This window comes from Gilliamella sp. B2887, assembly GCF_026537015.1.
Taxonomy (GTDB): domain Bacteria; phylum Pseudomonadota; class Gammaproteobacteria; order Enterobacterales; family Orbaceae; genus Gilliamella.
Genome location: NZ_JAFNMX010000001.1, coordinates 168,532 through 185,058 on the forward strand (window position 1 = coordinate 168,532; position 16,527 = coordinate 185,058).

Sequence of the window (16,527 nt, forward strand, 5' to 3'; positions counted from 1 at the left end):
CTCTTAAATCAGTTTAATTAGTAATTGAGCTCTTCAATAGTTTGGAAGTTATTGGTGTAAACACAAATGTCACCAGCTATTGATAGAGATTTTTGTACGATATCATGTGCAGATAATGATGTATTATCTAATAAAGCCCTTGCAGCTGATTGAGCGTAAGGTCCACCCGAACCAATGGCAATAAGATCATCTTCTGGTTGTATAACATCACCAGTACCTGTAATAATCAGTGAGGCACTTTCATCAGCAACAGCAAGTAATGCTTCTAATTTGCGTAACATTCTGTCTGTACGCCAATCTTTGGCTAATTCGACAGCGGCCTTAGTTAAATGGCCTTGGTGCATTTCAAGTTTACGTTCAAATAACTCAAAAAGTGTAAAAGCATCGGCAGTACCACCAGCAAAACCCGCAATTACTTTATTATTATATAAACGACGAACTTTACGTGCATTACCTTTCATTATAATGCGTTCACCAAGTGTAACTTGACCATCACCACCAATAACCACTTGCCCTTCACGGCGAACACTGACTATTGTTGTCATATTCTGCTCCTTCTCTTACTTTAAATAACTAAATTTGGAATGAATAGAACATATATGAGGACGAATAATTGATTTTCAACATCTCTATTAAAAGATGTTGAAAATTTATTTCCATTAAGAATGCCTTAAATCAAAACATTTTTGATACAAATAATTTCAATATCATTTTGGTTGGAATTCAACAATCATTTTTTTTACTTTATCATATAGCCCAATTGCTGGTTTTGGTATTGTTGCAAGTTTAGTAGCAGCAACCGCTTCACGACATAAAGCATCATCACCTCCACTAGCGGCAACATTAAGTAACAGCCCATCCGGCGCTATTTGAATTTGTAAAACACAACTTTTGCCACTATAAACGTTAGCTGGGTTTATAAATTTATTACTTATAGCATTTGTCACTAATGCTTTGTATTTAGCTAGTTCATCATCGGATGAACCTCTACGGCTTGCCGCTGCTCCACTTAGATTACTTGGAGAATTTGGAGAGCCAGAAGTCAGCCCGCCTAATAGATCATTAAGCGCTTTATCTTTTTTAGCCTGTTCTGCCTTCTGTCTTGCTTTTTCCGCGGCTGCCCTTTCTGCTGCCGCTTTCTCAGCTGCCGCTTTCTCTGCCGCCGCTTTCTCTGCTGCCGCTTTCTCTGCTGCCGCTTTTTCCGCGGCTGCCCTTTCTACTGCCGCTTTCTCTGCCGCCGCTTTTTCCGCGGCTGCTCTTTCTGCTGCTGCTCTTTCTGCTGCTGCTCCTTCCGCGGCTGCTTTTTCCGCGGCTGCTCTTTCCGCGGCTGCTCTTTCTGCTGCTGCTCTTTCTGCTGCCGCTTTCTCTGCTGCCGCTTTTTCCGCGGCTGCTCTTTCTGCTGCCGCTTTCTCTGCTGCCGCTTTTTCCGCGGCTATCCTTTCTGCTTCTTGTTGTTTTAATTGCTCAGCAATTTTAATCCGTTCTTTCGTTAAGTCTTTTAAATATTGTTGTTCAGCAAGTTGTTTTTCTTGTAATTCTTTAGCTTGATCTGCTACCTGCTGTTCTCTTTTTTTATCAGCTTGTTGCTGGCTCTCTTTTGTTTTTAAATGTCGCTGATGTTGATCACTCATAACAGAAGGATCGATCATAATAGCATCTATACTATTACCAGTCTCTTTACCATAATCTACACTATCTTTTTCTTGCATAGCTTGATAACCAAGAATAATAATTAATATTAAATGTAATATAATCGATATTATAATTGGGATACTTAATTTTGAATTTCTCATATAAGACATTGCTGATATTTTTTATGTATTATTATGCTTAGTTAAATTGGTTGAGTCATCAAGCCAACTGATTTAACGCCTGCGGATTGCAATAAATTTAACGCTTTTATAATTTCTTCGTAAGGAACATTCTTAGCACCACCAACTAAAAAAACAGCTTTTTCATTTATTGAAATTTGATGTTTTACCTCAGCAATAATTTGCTCCTGAGGTAAATCTGATTGACGAGTTTGATCAATAATGAGAGCATATACACCAATACCAGATACTTCAATGATTATTGGTTTATTATCAGCAGGAGATACTGTTTTTGATTCTGATGCTTCAGGTAAATCTACCTCAACACTTTGGCTTATAATTGGCGCTGTGGCCATAAAAATAAGCACCAACACTAATAATACATCAAGCAAAGGAACTATATTGATTTCAGATTTAGTTGAATATCGTGAACGTCTACTCATAATTATTTCCTAACAGCTACAGCTTGACGTTGTAAAATAGCTGAAAATTCATCAATAAAATTAAGGTAACTCTGTTCAATTCGGCTTACACGTAATGTTAAACGATTATAAGCAAGAACAGCTGGAATAGCAGCAAATAAACCAATCGCCGTTGCAATTAAAGCTTCAGCAATCCCTGGTGCAACCATTTGCAATGTTGCCTGTTTTACTGCCCCTAAAGAGATAAATGCATGCATAATTCCCCATACAGTACCAAATAAGCCAATATAAGGACTAATTGAACCTACAGTACCTAAAAAAGGAATATGTAATTCTAAATTATCGAGTTCACGATTCATTGCCAAACGCATAGAGCGAGATGCGCCATCTAATGCAGCTTCAGGCATATTAGGATTAATTTGGTAAAGACGAGAGAATTCTTTGAAACCTGAATAAAAAATATGTTCTGTACCACTAATGTCTTCTTTATGGTATTTTGCTTTATCAAACAAAATATTCAACTCTTCAGATGCCCAGAAACAATTTTCGAATTGATCAATTTGCTTTTTAGCTTTTCCTAGAATTTTACTGCGTTGGAATATAATAGCCCAAGACATTACAGAAAATGTTAGTAATAATAACATAACACCTTGTACCAAAAGTCCTGCCTGTAAAAATAGATCAATAATATTCAAATTTTCCACTTAAATAAACTCCAAAACTAATAACTTTGGAAGCGCACATGGCTTCATTTTAGTCATATTAACACAAGCAATAACTACATCAGCATTGCTGATAATTTGCTTATTCTGATTTAATATAGTCTGTTTAAAAATAATAGACGCCTTACGAATTTGCTCAACCTGAGTGCTGATAGTTAGCGTGTCATCTAAACGGGCTGGAAAGTCGTAGCTAATATCCATCTTTTTAACAACAAATGCAATACCTTCTTGTAGCAACTTATGTTGATTAATATCAAGCTGTCTTAGCATCTCTGTCCTAGCGCGTTCATAAAAAGCAAGATACCGAGCATGGTAGACAACTCCGCCAGCATCTGTGTCTTCATAATAAACCCTTGCATTCCAATTGAATTGTTTCATATTCTAAAATCTGATTTCAAAAAAATTAGCAATATTATATTTGAAAATAAAATTCGCACACTATGATATAAAAATAGTTAAATGAAAACAATTATCATTTGTAAATTATTTATCACATTTCAGACTAATAATCAAAAAGGTGACAATTTGCCACCTTTATATTTATTTTTCTGTATACTTCGCTATTTGTTCGTTTCTTTTTCATTACTAGAATTCTCAACCCAAAGTCCAGTAACAACAGCAAGCATGCAAGTTGCAATGACTCCAACTAACCATAAGATATAATACATAATTAATCCTTAATAAAGTGAATGTTTATTATTTTCAATATGATTTTTATCTAACCGCCCAAACATTTTTATATAACACCATGATGTATAGAAAAGAATGATTGGTAAGAATATTGCCACTACACCCAACATTATATTCAGGGTTAATTGACTAGAACTTGCGTCCCAAATTGTTAAACTAGCATTTGGCATAATGCTTGATGGAATAACAAATGGAAATGTTGCAATACCATATGTAAATAATACACAAGTAATAGTTAATGAAGATGATAAAAATACTAACCCATTTTTATTCAAACTAGAACAAAAAATGGTAAACAAGGGCAACAATACTCCTAACGCAGGTACTACCCATAAAATAGGATAATTCATGTAATTTTTTAGCCAAGAAACATCTGTTGATACAGTTTTATTTAACGGGTTAGAAACACCGTTATAATCAATTATACTAGTAATTTCATAACCATGAATGCCAAAAATAACCCAAACACCAGCCAATACGAATGCAATTAACATAATTAAACTTGCCACTTGGGTTGCTTTTCTAGCTCTAAGATAAAGTTCTCCAGAAGTCTTCATTTGTAACCAAGCACCACCATGGGCAACCATAAGCATTAAGCTGACAATACCCGCTAATAATGCAAATGGATTAAGTAGACCAAAAAAAGAGCCTTCATAAAAGGCACGATAAGAATTATCAAATCTAAATGGCACACCCTCTAATAAGTTTCCAAACGCTACCCCAAACACAAGTGCGGGAACAAAGCTTCCTAAGAAAATAGCAATATCCCACATATTCCGCCATTTAGTATTTTCTAGCTTACTACGGTAATCAAATCCAATTGGTCTAAAAAATAATGCACATAGCACTAAAATCATTGCGATATAAAAACCAGAAAAGGATACAGCATAAGCCATAGGCCAAGCAGCAAAGATACCTGCCCCACCGGTAATTAACCAAACTTGGTTACCATCCCAATGAGGGGCAATTGCGTTTATCATTATACGACGTTCAGTATCGGTTTTTCCGATAAAAGGTAATAAAATACCAACGCCCATATCAAAACCATCAGTGACAACAAAAGCGATTAAAACAACACTAATCAACAGCCACCAGATGATGCGTACAATTTCGTAATCAATCATTGTATAACTCCCTATGCCTATTCTGATACCGCTTGTGTTTTTTCGTAATAATAATTGCCTGTACCCAACGAACTCGGTCCTAATCGAGCGAATTTAAACATCAAGTACATTTCAGCAACTAGAAATAGCGTATATAGACCACAAATTAAGACCATAGTAAATAATACTTGACCTGGTGTTAACGATGAATTGGCGACCCCAGTTGGTAAAATATCTTGAATTGCCCAAGGTTGACGACCATATTCCGCAACAAACCAACCACATTCACAAGCAAGCCATGGAGATGGTAACAATATAAGAAGTAAACGATGTAACCAACGCTTTTGACCAATTTTGTTTTTGTAAGTTGTCCATAAAGCTAGCCCAGTGCCTAAAATCATCAATAGTCCAAAACCAACCATTCCTCTAAATGCCCAGAACAAAGGCCATACAGCTGGAATTGAATCTTCGGTCGCCGCTTTAATATGTTCTTCAGTAGCCTCAGGAATCGTCAAATTATCACGATCGGTAAAGCGTTTAACCAAATAACCATATCCTAAATCGGCTTTATTATCTTCAAAGGCTTTAAAAACAGAGGGATCTTGATCGCCCTTTTGAATTTTTTCCAAATTACTATAGGCTAAGATACCATTACGAATTCTGGTTTCATTATCATTAATAATATCTTTTAAACCAATTACTTGCTTGTCAAGCGAACGTGTAGTCATGATTCCCATTAGATACGGAATTTCTATTGCAAATAAATTTTCCTTATTTTTTTGCGATGGAAATGCAATAACATTAAATGACGCTGGAGCAGGTTGAGTTTCCCACTCACCTTCAATTGCTGCAAGTTTAGTAGGTTGAACAGTCGACAATTCGTGTCCGGCTTCATCGCCCATGAAGGCAACAACAATTGACATAATAAAACCAAACATGGCCGCTACTGCAAAAGAACGACTTGCAAAAGGTAAATCTCGTTTCTTGAGAAGATAATATGAACTAATACTTAAAACAAACATCGCACCAGTTAAATATCCTGCTGCAACAGTATGTACGAACTTATATTGAGCAACAGAATTAGTAACTAATTCAAAGAAACTAGCCATTTCCATACGGGAATTTATCGGATTAAAGTCTGAACCAATAGGGAATTGCATCCAGCCATTAGCAACTAAAATCCAAAGCGCGGAAAAGTTTGAACCAAACGCCACACACCAAGTAACCATTAAATGTTTACCACGACTTAGTCTATCCCATCCAAAAAAGAATAAACCAACCATCGTTGATTCCAAGAAAAATGCCATTAGTCCTTCAATTGCAAGAGGTGCCCCAAAAATATCCCCCACATAGTGCGAGTAATAAGACCAGTTGGTACCGAATTGAAATTCCATGGTTAAACCGGTAGCGACACCAACGGCAAAATTAATACCGAATAATTTACCCCAGAATTTGGTCATATCCTTCCAGATTTGCTTGCCACTAACAACATATACAGTTTCCATAATTGCAAGCATAAATGCCATACCCAAAGTTAATGGTACAAAAATGAAATGATACATTGCTGTGAGTGCAAACTGAAGGCGCGACAGTTCTACTATATCTAACATAAAGCGTTCCCTTTATCCTTAAATGCCCACAAATTTTATATCATCATTTTAGCAATTGTATAACATTATTTAAAGAATAAAAATTGACGAATATCAAAAAACTATATGTCAAACTGTTTTTTTACAGCATCTCCAATATCAGCAAGATTACTAACAATCGTGATACCAGCTGATAATAATGCTTTAGTTTTTTCTTTTGCTGTCCCTTTGTTACCCGAAATAATTGCACCAGCATGTCCCATACGTTTACCTGCTGGAGCCGAGGTTCCAGCAATGTATGCTATAACGGGTTTAGTCATATGTTTTTTAATATATTCAGCGGCTTCTTCCTCAGCAGTACCACCAATTTCACCTATCATAACAATAATTTCAGTATCAGGATCTTGCTCAAGTAATTTCAAAATTGAAACAAAATCGCTTCCAGGAATGGGGTCACCGCCAATACCGACACAAACAGATTGTCCAATACCTATATCAGTTGTCTGTTTAACTGCTTCATAAGTTAACGTTCCAGAACGAGAAACAATCCCGACTTTGCCTGATAAATGAATATGTCCTGGCATAATACCAATTTTACATTCGTTTGGTACAATAATTCCAGGGCAGTTTGGTCCAATCATTGTTACGTCGTTTTGTATCAATTTTTCTTTTACAATTAACATATCTAAAGTTGGAATGCCTTCAGTTATACAAACGATTAGTTTTATCCCAGCATCAATGGCTTCCAAAATGGAATCTTTCCCAAATGCAGCAGGCACATAAATAACAGTGGCTGTAGCACCGGTGGCGGCAACAGCCTCTTTAACGGTATTGAAGACTGGCAAACCTAAATGTGTTGTTCCACCTTTACCTGGCGTGACGCCCCCAACCATTTTTGTACCATATGCAATGGCTTGTTCAGAATGGAAAGTACCTTGACTACCAGTAAATCCTTGACAGATAACTTTGGTTTCTTTATTAACTAAAATTGACATAATAAATCTTCTCCATTCCTACTATTTGGCAACAGCAACGATTTTCTGTGCAGCATCTGTTAAACTTTTTGCAGTAATAATATTTAACTTACTATCAGCTAAAATACCTCTAGCAATTTCGGCATTGTTACCTTGAAGTCGTACAACAACAGGAACCTTAAGACCTATTTCTTCGATGGCACTTATAATACCTTCAGCAATTAAGTCACAACGAACAATGCCACCAAAAATATTGACGAAAATCGCTTTGACATTTTTTTCTGATAAAATTAATTTAAATGCTTCAGCTACACGTTCTTGTGTTGTACTTCCTCCAACATCTAAAAAGTTAGCAGGTTCCCCACCATATAATTTGATGATATCCATAGTAGCCATAGCTAACCCTGCGCCATTGACCATGCATCCTATATTTCCATTTAAAGAAACATAACTAATACCTTGCTTGGCTGCAATCGATTCAAGTTCATCCTCTTGTGTTGTATCTTTTAAATAATTTAATTTAGGATGTCGAAAAAGCGCATTATCATCAAGAACGATTTTAGCATCTAAACAAACAAGCTCTTGCTCATCAGTAATAACCAAAGGATTGACTTCAGCTAATGAAACATCATTATCTAAAAATAGATTAGCAAAATTAACAAATAATTTAGAAAATTGGTTAACAAGTTTACCTTTTAACCCTAATTTAAAGGCAAGTTCACGACCTTGATAAGCAGATGGTCCAGTTAATGGATCAAGTGGCATTTTATGAATTAAGTGTGGGGATTTTTCAGCAACACTTTCAATATCAACACCACCCTCAGTCGAGGCCATTATAACAACACGTTTAGAACTTCGATCAATTACTGCTCCCAAATAAAGTTCTTTATAAATATTTGAAGCTTTTTCAATTAAAATCTGATTTACCGGCTGTCCTCTAGATGTTGTTTGATAAGTAACTAAATGTTTACCTAACCATTTTTCAGCAAAAGCTTTTATTTCATTGAAGTGTTTAGTACAAATTACGCCTCCAGCTTTGCCTCTTCCTCCGGCATGAACCTGGCATTTAGCAACCCAAGAACCAATATCCGATTGAGGTTGTAACTTTGATAAAACATCTTTTACCTCATCAACTGAATTACAAACATATCCTTCAGGTACAGGTAAATTATATTCTTTAAAAATGTATTTTGATTGATACTCGTGCAGGTTCATAACTAAATTCCATGATTTAAATTAATATAAACACTGATAATAATTCTAATCTAAGATGAAGAAATTGTGTAGTAAATAATATCTTATGTTGATAGTAATTGAGAACGATTGCTGATATTAAGTGACAATGATATACTCAAAAAAATATTTTGATGAAGTAATAACAGTGAAGGTATAAATATGGCAAACGTTGGTATTTTTTTTGGTAGTGATACAGGTAATACAGAAAATGTAGCTAAACAAATCCAACAAATTTTAGGCTGTGATAAAGCAGATATTTTTGATATTGCAAAATCTACCAAAGAAATAATTGAACAATATAATTACCTTTTTTTAGGTATTCCAACTTGGTACTATGGTGAATCACAAGCAGATTGGGATGATTTTTTTCCTAACCTAGAGCAAATTGATTTTAATGGTAAAATGGTTGCAATTTTTGGTTGTGGCGATCAAGAAGATTATGCTGAATATTTTTGTGATGCAATGGGTACATTACGAGATGTTATCGAACCTAGAGGTGCTAAAATAGTCGGGCATTGGTCAACTGAAGGATACAGTTTTGAAGCATCGAAAAGTTTAGTGGACGATACTCACTTTATAGGGTTAGCCATTGATGAAGATCGCCAACCAGAGTTAACCGAAGAACGTATTAGTAATTGGGTCAACCAAGTTAAAATCGAAATGAACATTTAATCAATTACAATGATTTCTTTTATTTACTGTGCATAGTTTCTATAATGTGTAATTATTAATAACTTAATTGGGATGTAATATGACAAATCATGATAATGATAATAATGCAGCACTCAAAAGTGCTGGTTTAAAGGTTACGTTACCACGATTAAAGATTTTAGAATTATTGAGAGATCCTTCATGTCAACATATTACCGTCGAGGATCTTTATAAAAAATTGCTTGATATGGGTGAAGAGATCGGACTAGCTACTGTCTATCGTGTTTTAAATCAATTTGATGATGCTGGGATCGTGACACGCCATAATTTTGAAGGTGGAAAAGCGGTATTTGAGCTTGCAACACAAAAACACCATGATCATTTAATTTGTCTTGATTGTGGTGAAGTGTTTGAATTTCGAGATGAAATTATTAATGCAAGACAAAAAGAAATTGCTGAGCAATATGGAGTTAAATTAACTTTTCATAGTTTATATCTTTATGGACACTGCCAATCAGGTAATTGTAAAGCCCATCCTGAACTTCATACAAAAAAATAAGCCTATTTCTGATAGGCTTTTCACTTACAATTATAGCTAAAACAAGTTATCTTTTCTATCAGGTTAATATTTACATGAAACAACTTTTAAATTTTATACCCCTCGTAATCTTTTTTATATTTTTAACAATGTATGATGTTTTTGTTGGTGTGCAGGCTTTAATGATAGCAGCAACGGTTTGTTTTCTAATTGTTCTTATCATTTATCGAAAAATCGACAAAGTAGAATTGATATCTTATTTAATGGTGATGATTTTTGGAGGATTTACTCTTTATACTCGAGAACCTAATGTTATAAAATGGAAAGTGACAATTATTAATTTTTTATTTGCCTCAGGTTTACTTATTAGTCAGTATTTTTTCAAAATAAACCTGCTTCAAAAACTACTAGGCAGAGAAATTCAGTTAGATATAATCTTTTGGAATAGATTAAGTATATTATGGATAGCTTTCTTTATGACATGTGGAGTTATTAGTTTAGGTGCAACCTATTATACAACAGATGATTTTTTCTGGATTTTTAAAGTATTTATTTTACCTGGTGCATCGTTATTATTATCCTTGATATCAGGAATCTATATATATAAACATATAGATAAAGATATAGACAATAAATAGCACAAGATGGAGTATTTTAATATGAAACAATCCGATACAACCCCTAAAGGACAACTAGTACTAAGAACACTGGCAATGCCTGCTGATACAAATCCTCATGGTCATATTTTTGGCGGTTGGATAATGTCACAAATGGATCTTGCTGGAGGTATTTTATCAAAAGAGATCGCTAGAAATCGAGTTGTAACGGTAAACGCGAGTAGCATTACATTCCATAAACCGGCAATGGTGGGAGATGTAGTTTGTTGTTATGCTCATTGTATTAAAACAGGAAAAACTTCTATTACTATTGGCATTGAAGTTTGGGTTAAAAAAGTGATTGATCCATCTGATTCATTAAAACGTTTTTGTATCACTGATGCTGTATTTACTTATGTTTCAGTAGATAAACATAATAATCCCAAACCTTTACCTGAAGTATTTCAGAATTATGATTGTACAAAAGATGGGATTAATAAACTTAACCTAAATAATAGCTAACTTATATGCAATATACTTCATTCCACGCCTTAGTTAGTTCATTGATCTTTTTTGTTTATTGGTTGATGATCGTTGCCACTACGTTAAGAATAGTATTTAAACGCAGGCCAACCACCTATGTCATTGCTTGGATGCTAGTGATTTATATCATACCAATAGTTGGAATTATTCTTTATTTTTCGTTAGGTGAAGCTCATTTAGGCCAACAGCGTGTTAAACGAGCACAGAAAATGCGACCAATCATTGCTAACTTTATCAATAGAATTAGCGTCCTTCCAAATATTTTCACAACCCAAGTTAGTCAAGTTAGTAAACCTATTTTTCAACTTTGCAAGCATCAAACCGGACTAGACGGCATAAATGGTAATCATATTGACCTGCTTAGTGAAACTGACGCAATTTTTGATCATCTAATTGAAGATATCAATCAAGCAACCTCTAACATTGAGATGGTATTTTATATTTGGAATGAAGGCGGTCGAGCAGATGATGTTGAAAAAGCATTGATTGAAGCAACTAAACGTGGTGTAACTTGTCATTTAATGGTAGATTCTGCAGGTAGCCGCCGTTTTCTTAGAACAAATGCAAGTAAAAGAATGCGTGAAGCAGGAATCATTATTGTTGAAGCCTTAAAAGTCAACTTGCTTCGATTTATGTTTAGACGACTCGATTTGCGACAACATCGTAAGGTTGCAATCATAGACAACTATATCTCATATACAGGTAGCATGAACATTGTCGATCCTCGCTTCTTTAAACAAAATAAGCATGTTGGTGAGTGGGTCGATATTATGGTTAGAATGCGAGGTCCTGTTACCACATTAATGGGTGCAATTTATGCTAGTGATTGGGAATTAGAAACAGGTACTGATCTTGCTTTACCTAAAATTACGGACTTTGCCGAACCCCCAGAAGAAAAAAAACATATTATGCAATTAATTGCTTCTGGCCCTGGTTACACTGAAAACATGATCCATCAAGTATTATTAACAGCAATCTATTCAGCTCAAAAACAAATAATTTTTACTACCCCCTATTTAGTTCCTAGTGATGATATTTTACATGCCGTATGTACTGCCGCTCAGCGTGGAGTGGAAGTTATTATTATCGTTCCCAGAAAGAATGATTCTTTAATGGTCAAATGGGCTAGTCGAGCATTTTTTTCTGAATTGCTTGATGGTGGAGTTAAACTTTATCAATACAACGATAATTTATTACATACTAAGAGTGTTTTAATTGATAATCAACTGAGTTTAGTCGGTACAGTTAATTTAGATATGCGAAGTTTATGGTTAAATTTTGAAATTACGACTGTCATTGATGATGCAGAATTTGCCCAATCACTTTCTTATCTTTTACAAAAATATTTAGCTCAGTCTGAAGAAATAAATATTGAAATATGGAAACAAAGACCTATTTGGCAACGTATTGTAGAACGGTTATTTTATTTTTTTGCACCATTACTATAATTAATAACCGTTTTGGGATAAATCAGGAACAAAACGATTATCACCAATACGAAATACTTCTGTTTCAAGCATACCATCGTTGGTTAATGTAATTTCACGCCAACCTGGTGCATCTTTATCTGCGAGTCCAAAATCATAACTATTAGGTTTAAATTGTACACAAGTTGATGGAGTAGAAAATGCTTTACATGCATACCATTGATGCTCTTGGCTTTGATGAATATGCCCCCATCCTAATCCTTTTATTTGGGAATAAGTCTGTAAAATTTTTTCTAACTCAACACTATTTTTCAATATATGTTGATCCAGCCAATGACACTTTGAATTGATTGGATGATGATGTAAAAAGACCAGTGCATTTTTGTCAGAATATCTATCTAATTTTTCCTGTAAAAAAAGCACTTCTGAGTTAGGTAATAAACCATAAGCTTGGCCTTCGACTTGACTATTTAAAAGAATAATTATCCATTTATCACTTAACAAAATGACTTTATTATCTAAAAGTCGATAATTATCAAAAACGGATTGCATAGTGCCATAGTTATCATGATTTCCAGCTAACCAAACACAAGGTGTATTTAAAGTGGTTATTTGTTCTGCAAAAAATTTATAAGCTTCTTTTGTACCATCTTGAACAAAATCGCCCGTTGCTACGATTAAATCATAAGTTCTTCTGCAATTTTTGATCTCATCAATTACAGCCAAAAAACTCGCGTTTGAATTCACACCAAGCAAAGTACGGCTATTGTCAGAAAAAAGGTGAGTATCTGTAATTTGTAATATTTTACCGTAATTTTTATTTTTTGTTGGAAGCTGTAAAAGTGACTCCAAAATTCACCTCAGTTATTCATCAAATATTATGGTTAATAATGTTAATAGCAAAACAGAACATTGCAGCAGAGTATATAATTTTATTATAAATCTTAGCGTTATAATAAAGTGTAAAATATATCACATTTTAATGAAAGAAATAATTAAATATAATCAGTAATATTAATCACTTCCATTCATTTTTTAGATTCAAATAATTAAGTTGCAACCATTGTAAAGCAATAATTGATGCTGCATTATTAATTAATCCCTCTTCAACCCATTTATAAGCTTGATCTCTACTGACAACATGAACTTTAATGTCTTCATTTTCTTCCACAAGTCCATGAATACCTGTTGCTGTTGAAGCATCTACTTCACCAATCAAAATATGCAATTTTTCAGTTAAACCACCAGGAGAAGCTAAATAACTAATAATAGGCTTGCATCGTCCAATAGTAACACCTGCTTCCTCAATTGCCTCACGTCTTGCCACTTCTTCATACGATTCATTTTCATGATCCATCATTCCCGCTATCAACTCTAACATCCAAGGGGTTTCTTGGGTTTCTATTGCAGCAATACGGATTTGTTCAATTAAAACTACCTCATCACGTTTAACATCATATGCTAGTAAAACTACAGCATGACCGCGTTCTAAAACTTCTCTGGTAACGATATCGCTAGTTGATCCATCAAATTTACGATATTGGAAACGATATTCAAGTAAAGAAAAAAAACCTCTATAAAGAACTCGTTTAGATAGATTGAATACATCGTTTTTGTTAAAATTTATTGGATTATTAATTTTCATATTGTTTCTCATTTTAAAGTAAATTTTATTAAAAAGTGCGAATGATAAAGAAACTATGCTTACTATATGCTAATTATCTGTTAAAATCGCATAAATGAAAATACAATTATATTTTATATGTTTTTAAAGAGATGATTGATGAAAAAAACGCTAACCTTTCTAATCGGCTTAACATTAAGCCAAGCAGTTTTTGCTGAAAATTTGATTCAAGTTTATGAACAAGCTAAAGAGACAAATCCAGATCTACGCAGTTCTTTAGCTGATAAAGAGAAAGCTTATTCGGCAATTTCAGGCTCACGAGCAAGTTTATTACCACAAGTTGGTTTAAGTGCATCTTATGGTGTAACACATGGCCGCCGCGACATCAGTGGACAGAAAAACAAAAGTGGTAATTTATATCAAGTAACGTTATCGCAAAGTATTTTTGATTTCTCAAGTTGGAAAGCTTTAGATATTACGAAAAAACAAGCAAGTATTGCTGATATCTCTTATCAATATCAAGGTCAAACATTAATTCTAAATACTTCGGTTGCTTATTTTAATGTTCTAAAAGCACTTGATGCTTTAAGCTTCATTGATGCTCAGAAGAAAGCAATTGGTCGTCAATTAGAGCAAACTCGTCAACAACATCAAGTAGGCTTAGTGGCCATTACCGACGTACAAAATGCGCAAGCTAATTATGATTTAACTGTTGCCCAACAAGTTAACGCATTAAATGAATTGAATAATTCAATCGAAAACTTACGTCAAGTCAGTGGTCGTTTTTATTCAAGCTTAGCAACGATTGATACAAAAACATTTAAAACAGAAGAACCAACTCAAATTAGTATATTGTTAAAACAGTCCGAGTCAGCTAATCTTAATTTATTAACAATGAAATTAAATCAGGATATTGCTCGTGAACAAATTAAACTTGCACAATCAGGTTATATGCCTACTGCAAGTATAGATGCATCGACAAACTTGAATAAAAATGAGAAATATGGAAATTATTCTTCAAATAATGCTATTGTATCTCATCATAATAAAAGCTATTCTGGTAATAATTATGTTGGCGTGAGTGTGAGCATGCCGATTTTTTCTGGTGGTGCAACTATGTCACAAGTTGAACAAGCACAGCATAATTTTGTCAGTTTTAGCGAGAAATTAGAAAGCACTAATCGCAGTGTGATTAATCAAGTTCGCTCATCTTACAATAATATTACATCTTCAATCAGTTCAATCAAAGCGTATCAACAGGCTGTTGTTTCTGCCGAAAGTTCATTAGAAGCGACCTCATCTGGATATCAAGTTGGTACACGTACCATTGTCGATGTGCTAAATGCAACAACTCAGCTATATAGTTCTAAACGGAATTTATCGGATGCAAAATATAATTATCTAACAAGTTTATTACAGTTGAAATATGCCGTTGGTACTTTGACAGCAGATGACTTAGTCTATTTGAACAATATGTTAGGTAAAGAGCTGAGCACTCTAGCGACCATAAAATAATAAGTATTATTAATGATTCTATAACTATTCACATAAAAAGGCGGTTATCATCGCCTTTTTTGTTATGATCAACTTCACTAAGTATCTAAATAAATCAAATTTGAATTTATTTACAAAATAACTTAATACAAAAAAATCCTTTCCATTTATCATGCTGAATTCAGCATAAACTCAATAAACATCTTAAGGTTAGGAAGCTGTTGTTTATCAGCCTTATAAAGCATATGAACTTCTCTTGCTGGTGGTAAAAAATCTTGTAATATTGGCAATAATTTATTCTGACAAATAAGCTCACTGAGCATTGATTTAGGTAACATGGTTATACCCAACCCTTCGACAGCAGCATTTGCTAAAGCTAAAGTATCATTACTTTTTAAGGATCCTGATATAGGAATATTGACTACTTTTCCATTAATACTAAAAGGCCAAAGATGATCTTTCTTAGTTGGATTAACATATTGATAAATCAAGCACTGATGTTTTTTTATATCATTAGGTATTGTGGGCACACCATGTTTAGCGAGATAACTTGGCGAAGCTGCAAAAATAAGTTGATAAGAATTGAGTTTACGCGCAATAAAACTTGAATTAGCTAACTCGCCAATACGAAAAACAACATCAAAATCGTCTTTAACTAAATTAACATAGCGATCACTTAATTGAATATCAACATTTACTTTAGGATAGCATTTCATAAATCGACTAAGAACAGAAATTAAATTAAAATGCCCGTAACTCACCGGTGCACTAATTCTAAGCTGTCCTTTAGGCTCTTCAATAAATTGTTGTGCTAATATTTTTGAGCTTTTCACTTCATCAAGAATGAATAAACACTTTTCATAATATTGTTTACCAAATGCTGTTAAACTTTGCGATCGTGTCGTCCGATTCAGTAACTTTAAACCTAAATAATCTTCTAGAAATACCACATATTTGGCAATCATTTGTGGTGAAGTATTTAGTGAAATGGCTGAAGCTGCAAATGAACCCGTTTTCACGGTCAATGCGAAAGCTTCCATACTTCTTAAAAGATCCATATTACCAACCCTCAGTTGTTAATAAACCAATTTTCAAATCATTTATTAT

19 protein-coding genes are annotated in these 16,527 nt (G+C 34.1%); 6 read left to right on the plus strand and 13 right to left on the minus strand.

The window, feature by feature from the left end; all coding sequences use genetic code 11:
- Positions 1-17 precede the first annotated feature (17 nt).
- From hslV to sucC, 10 genes are all read right to left on the minus strand, one after another.
- Complete coding sequence (hslV, locus tag J3U13_RS00730; RefSeq protein ID WP_267339474.1) at positions 18-545, minus strand: ATP-dependent protease subunit HslV; 528 nt, start codon at positions 543-545, stop codon at positions 18-20.
- Positions 546-707: 162 nt separating this feature from the next.
- The gene (gene tolA, locus J3U13_RS00735; protein ID WP_267339475.1) at positions 708-1,793 is read right to left on the minus strand and encodes a cell envelope integrity protein TolA; all 1,086 of its coding nucleotides are present in this window, start codon (positions 1,791-1,793) and stop codon (positions 708-710) included.
- Between the two features lie 41 nt (positions 1,794-1,834).
- On the minus strand, positions 1,835-2,254 hold the full coding sequence (tolR, locus tag J3U13_RS00740) for a colicin uptake protein TolR (RefSeq protein WP_267339476.1): 420 nt from the start codon (positions 2,252-2,254) through the stop codon (positions 1,835-1,837).
- 2 nt (positions 2,255-2,256) lie between these two features.
- The gene (tolQ, locus tag J3U13_RS00745; protein ID WP_267339477.1) at positions 2,257-2,937 is read right to left on the minus strand and encodes a protein TolQ; all 681 of its coding nucleotides are present in this window, start codon (positions 2,935-2,937) and stop codon (positions 2,257-2,259) included.
- Positions 2,938-3,333: a tol-pal system-associated acyl-CoA thioesterase gene (ybgC, locus tag J3U13_RS00750; RefSeq protein WP_267339478.1), complete on the minus strand. Its 396-nt coding sequence runs from the start codon at positions 3,331-3,333 to the stop codon at positions 2,938-2,940.
- Between the two features lie 182 nt (positions 3,334-3,515).
- Positions 3,516-3,623 carry a cytochrome bd oxidase small subunit, CydX/CbdX family gene (locus J3U13_RS00755; RefSeq protein WP_267339479.1) on the minus strand — a complete coding sequence of 36 codons (108 nt, stop codon included), beginning with the start codon at positions 3,621-3,623 and terminating at the stop codon, positions 3,516-3,518.
- 9 nt (positions 3,624-3,632) lie between these two features.
- A complete protein-coding gene (gene cydB, locus J3U13_RS00760) occupies positions 3,633-4,769 on the minus strand; it encodes a cytochrome d ubiquinol oxidase subunit II (protein WP_267339480.1) in 1,137 nt (378 codons plus the stop codon).
- Positions 4,770-4,786: 17 nt separating this feature from the next.
- Positions 4,787-6,358, minus strand: a complete 1,572-nt coding sequence (locus tag J3U13_RS00765) for a cytochrome ubiquinol oxidase subunit I (RefSeq protein WP_267339481.1) — start codon at positions 6,356-6,358, stop codon at positions 4,787-4,789.
- Positions 6,359-6,459: 101 nt separating this feature from the next.
- On the minus strand, positions 6,460-7,332 hold the full coding sequence (sucD, locus tag J3U13_RS00770) for a succinate--CoA ligase subunit alpha (protein WP_267339482.1): 873 nt from the start codon (positions 7,330-7,332) through the stop codon (positions 6,460-6,462).
- A gap of 21 nt (positions 7,333-7,353) precedes the next feature.
- Entirely contained in the window at positions 7,354-8,526 is a 1,173-nt protein-coding gene (gene sucC, locus J3U13_RS00775) for an ADP-forming succinate--CoA ligase subunit beta (RefSeq protein WP_267339483.1), read from the minus strand.
- A gap of 180 nt (positions 8,527-8,706) precedes the next feature.
- On the opposite strand from sucC, the gene fldA reads away from it, so the two are divergent.
- From fldA to cls, 5 genes are all read left to right on the plus strand, one after another.
- Positions 8,707-9,219, plus strand: a complete 513-nt coding sequence (gene fldA / locus J3U13_RS00780) for a flavodoxin FldA (protein ID WP_267339484.1) — start codon at positions 8,707-8,709, stop codon at positions 9,217-9,219.
- Between the two features lie 79 nt (positions 9,220-9,298).
- Entirely contained in the window at positions 9,299-9,757 is a 459-nt protein-coding gene (gene fur / locus J3U13_RS00785; protein WP_267339485.1) for a ferric iron uptake transcriptional regulator, read from the plus strand.
- A gap of 74 nt (positions 9,758-9,831) precedes the next feature.
- Positions 9,832-10,374, plus strand: a complete 543-nt coding sequence (locus J3U13_RS00790; protein WP_267339486.1) for an inner membrane-spanning protein YciB — start codon at positions 9,832-9,834, stop codon at positions 10,372-10,374.
- 21 nt (positions 10,375-10,395) lie between these two features.
- Complete coding sequence (gene yciA, locus J3U13_RS00795; RefSeq protein ID WP_267339487.1) at positions 10,396-10,854, plus strand: acyl-CoA thioester hydrolase YciA; 459 nt, start codon at positions 10,396-10,398, stop codon at positions 10,852-10,854.
- A gap of 5 nt (positions 10,855-10,859) precedes the next feature.
- Positions 10,860-12,323 (plus strand): cardiolipin synthase, encoded by a 1,464-nt coding sequence (gene cls / locus J3U13_RS00800; protein ID WP_267339488.1) that lies wholly within the window; start codon positions 10,860-10,862, stop codon positions 12,321-12,323.
- Here cls and cpdA read toward each other — a convergent pair whose 3' ends face one another.
- Complete coding sequence (gene cpdA, locus J3U13_RS00805; RefSeq protein ID WP_267339489.1) at positions 12,324-13,154, minus strand: 3',5'-cyclic-AMP phosphodiesterase; 831 nt, start codon at positions 13,152-13,154, stop codon at positions 12,324-12,326.
- 166 nt (positions 13,155-13,320) lie between these two features.
- Positions 13,321-13,947, minus strand: a complete 627-nt coding sequence (gene nudF, locus J3U13_RS00810) for an ADP-ribose diphosphatase (RefSeq protein ID WP_267339490.1) — start codon at positions 13,945-13,947, stop codon at positions 13,321-13,323.
- A gap of 138 nt (positions 13,948-14,085) precedes the next feature.
- On the opposite strand from nudF, the gene tolC reads away from it, so the two are divergent.
- On the plus strand, positions 14,086-15,441 hold the full coding sequence (tolC, locus tag J3U13_RS00815) for an outer membrane channel protein TolC (RefSeq protein ID WP_267339491.1): 1,356 nt from the start codon (positions 14,086-14,088) through the stop codon (positions 15,439-15,441).
- A 149-nt stretch (positions 15,442-15,590) separates the two neighbouring features.
- Here tolC and J3U13_RS00820 read toward each other — a convergent pair whose 3' ends face one another.
- Positions 15,591-16,478, minus strand: a complete 888-nt coding sequence (locus tag J3U13_RS00820) for a LysR family transcriptional regulator (RefSeq protein ID WP_267339492.1) — start codon at positions 16,476-16,478, stop codon at positions 15,591-15,593.
- Positions 16,479-16,527: the final 49 nt, after the last annotated feature.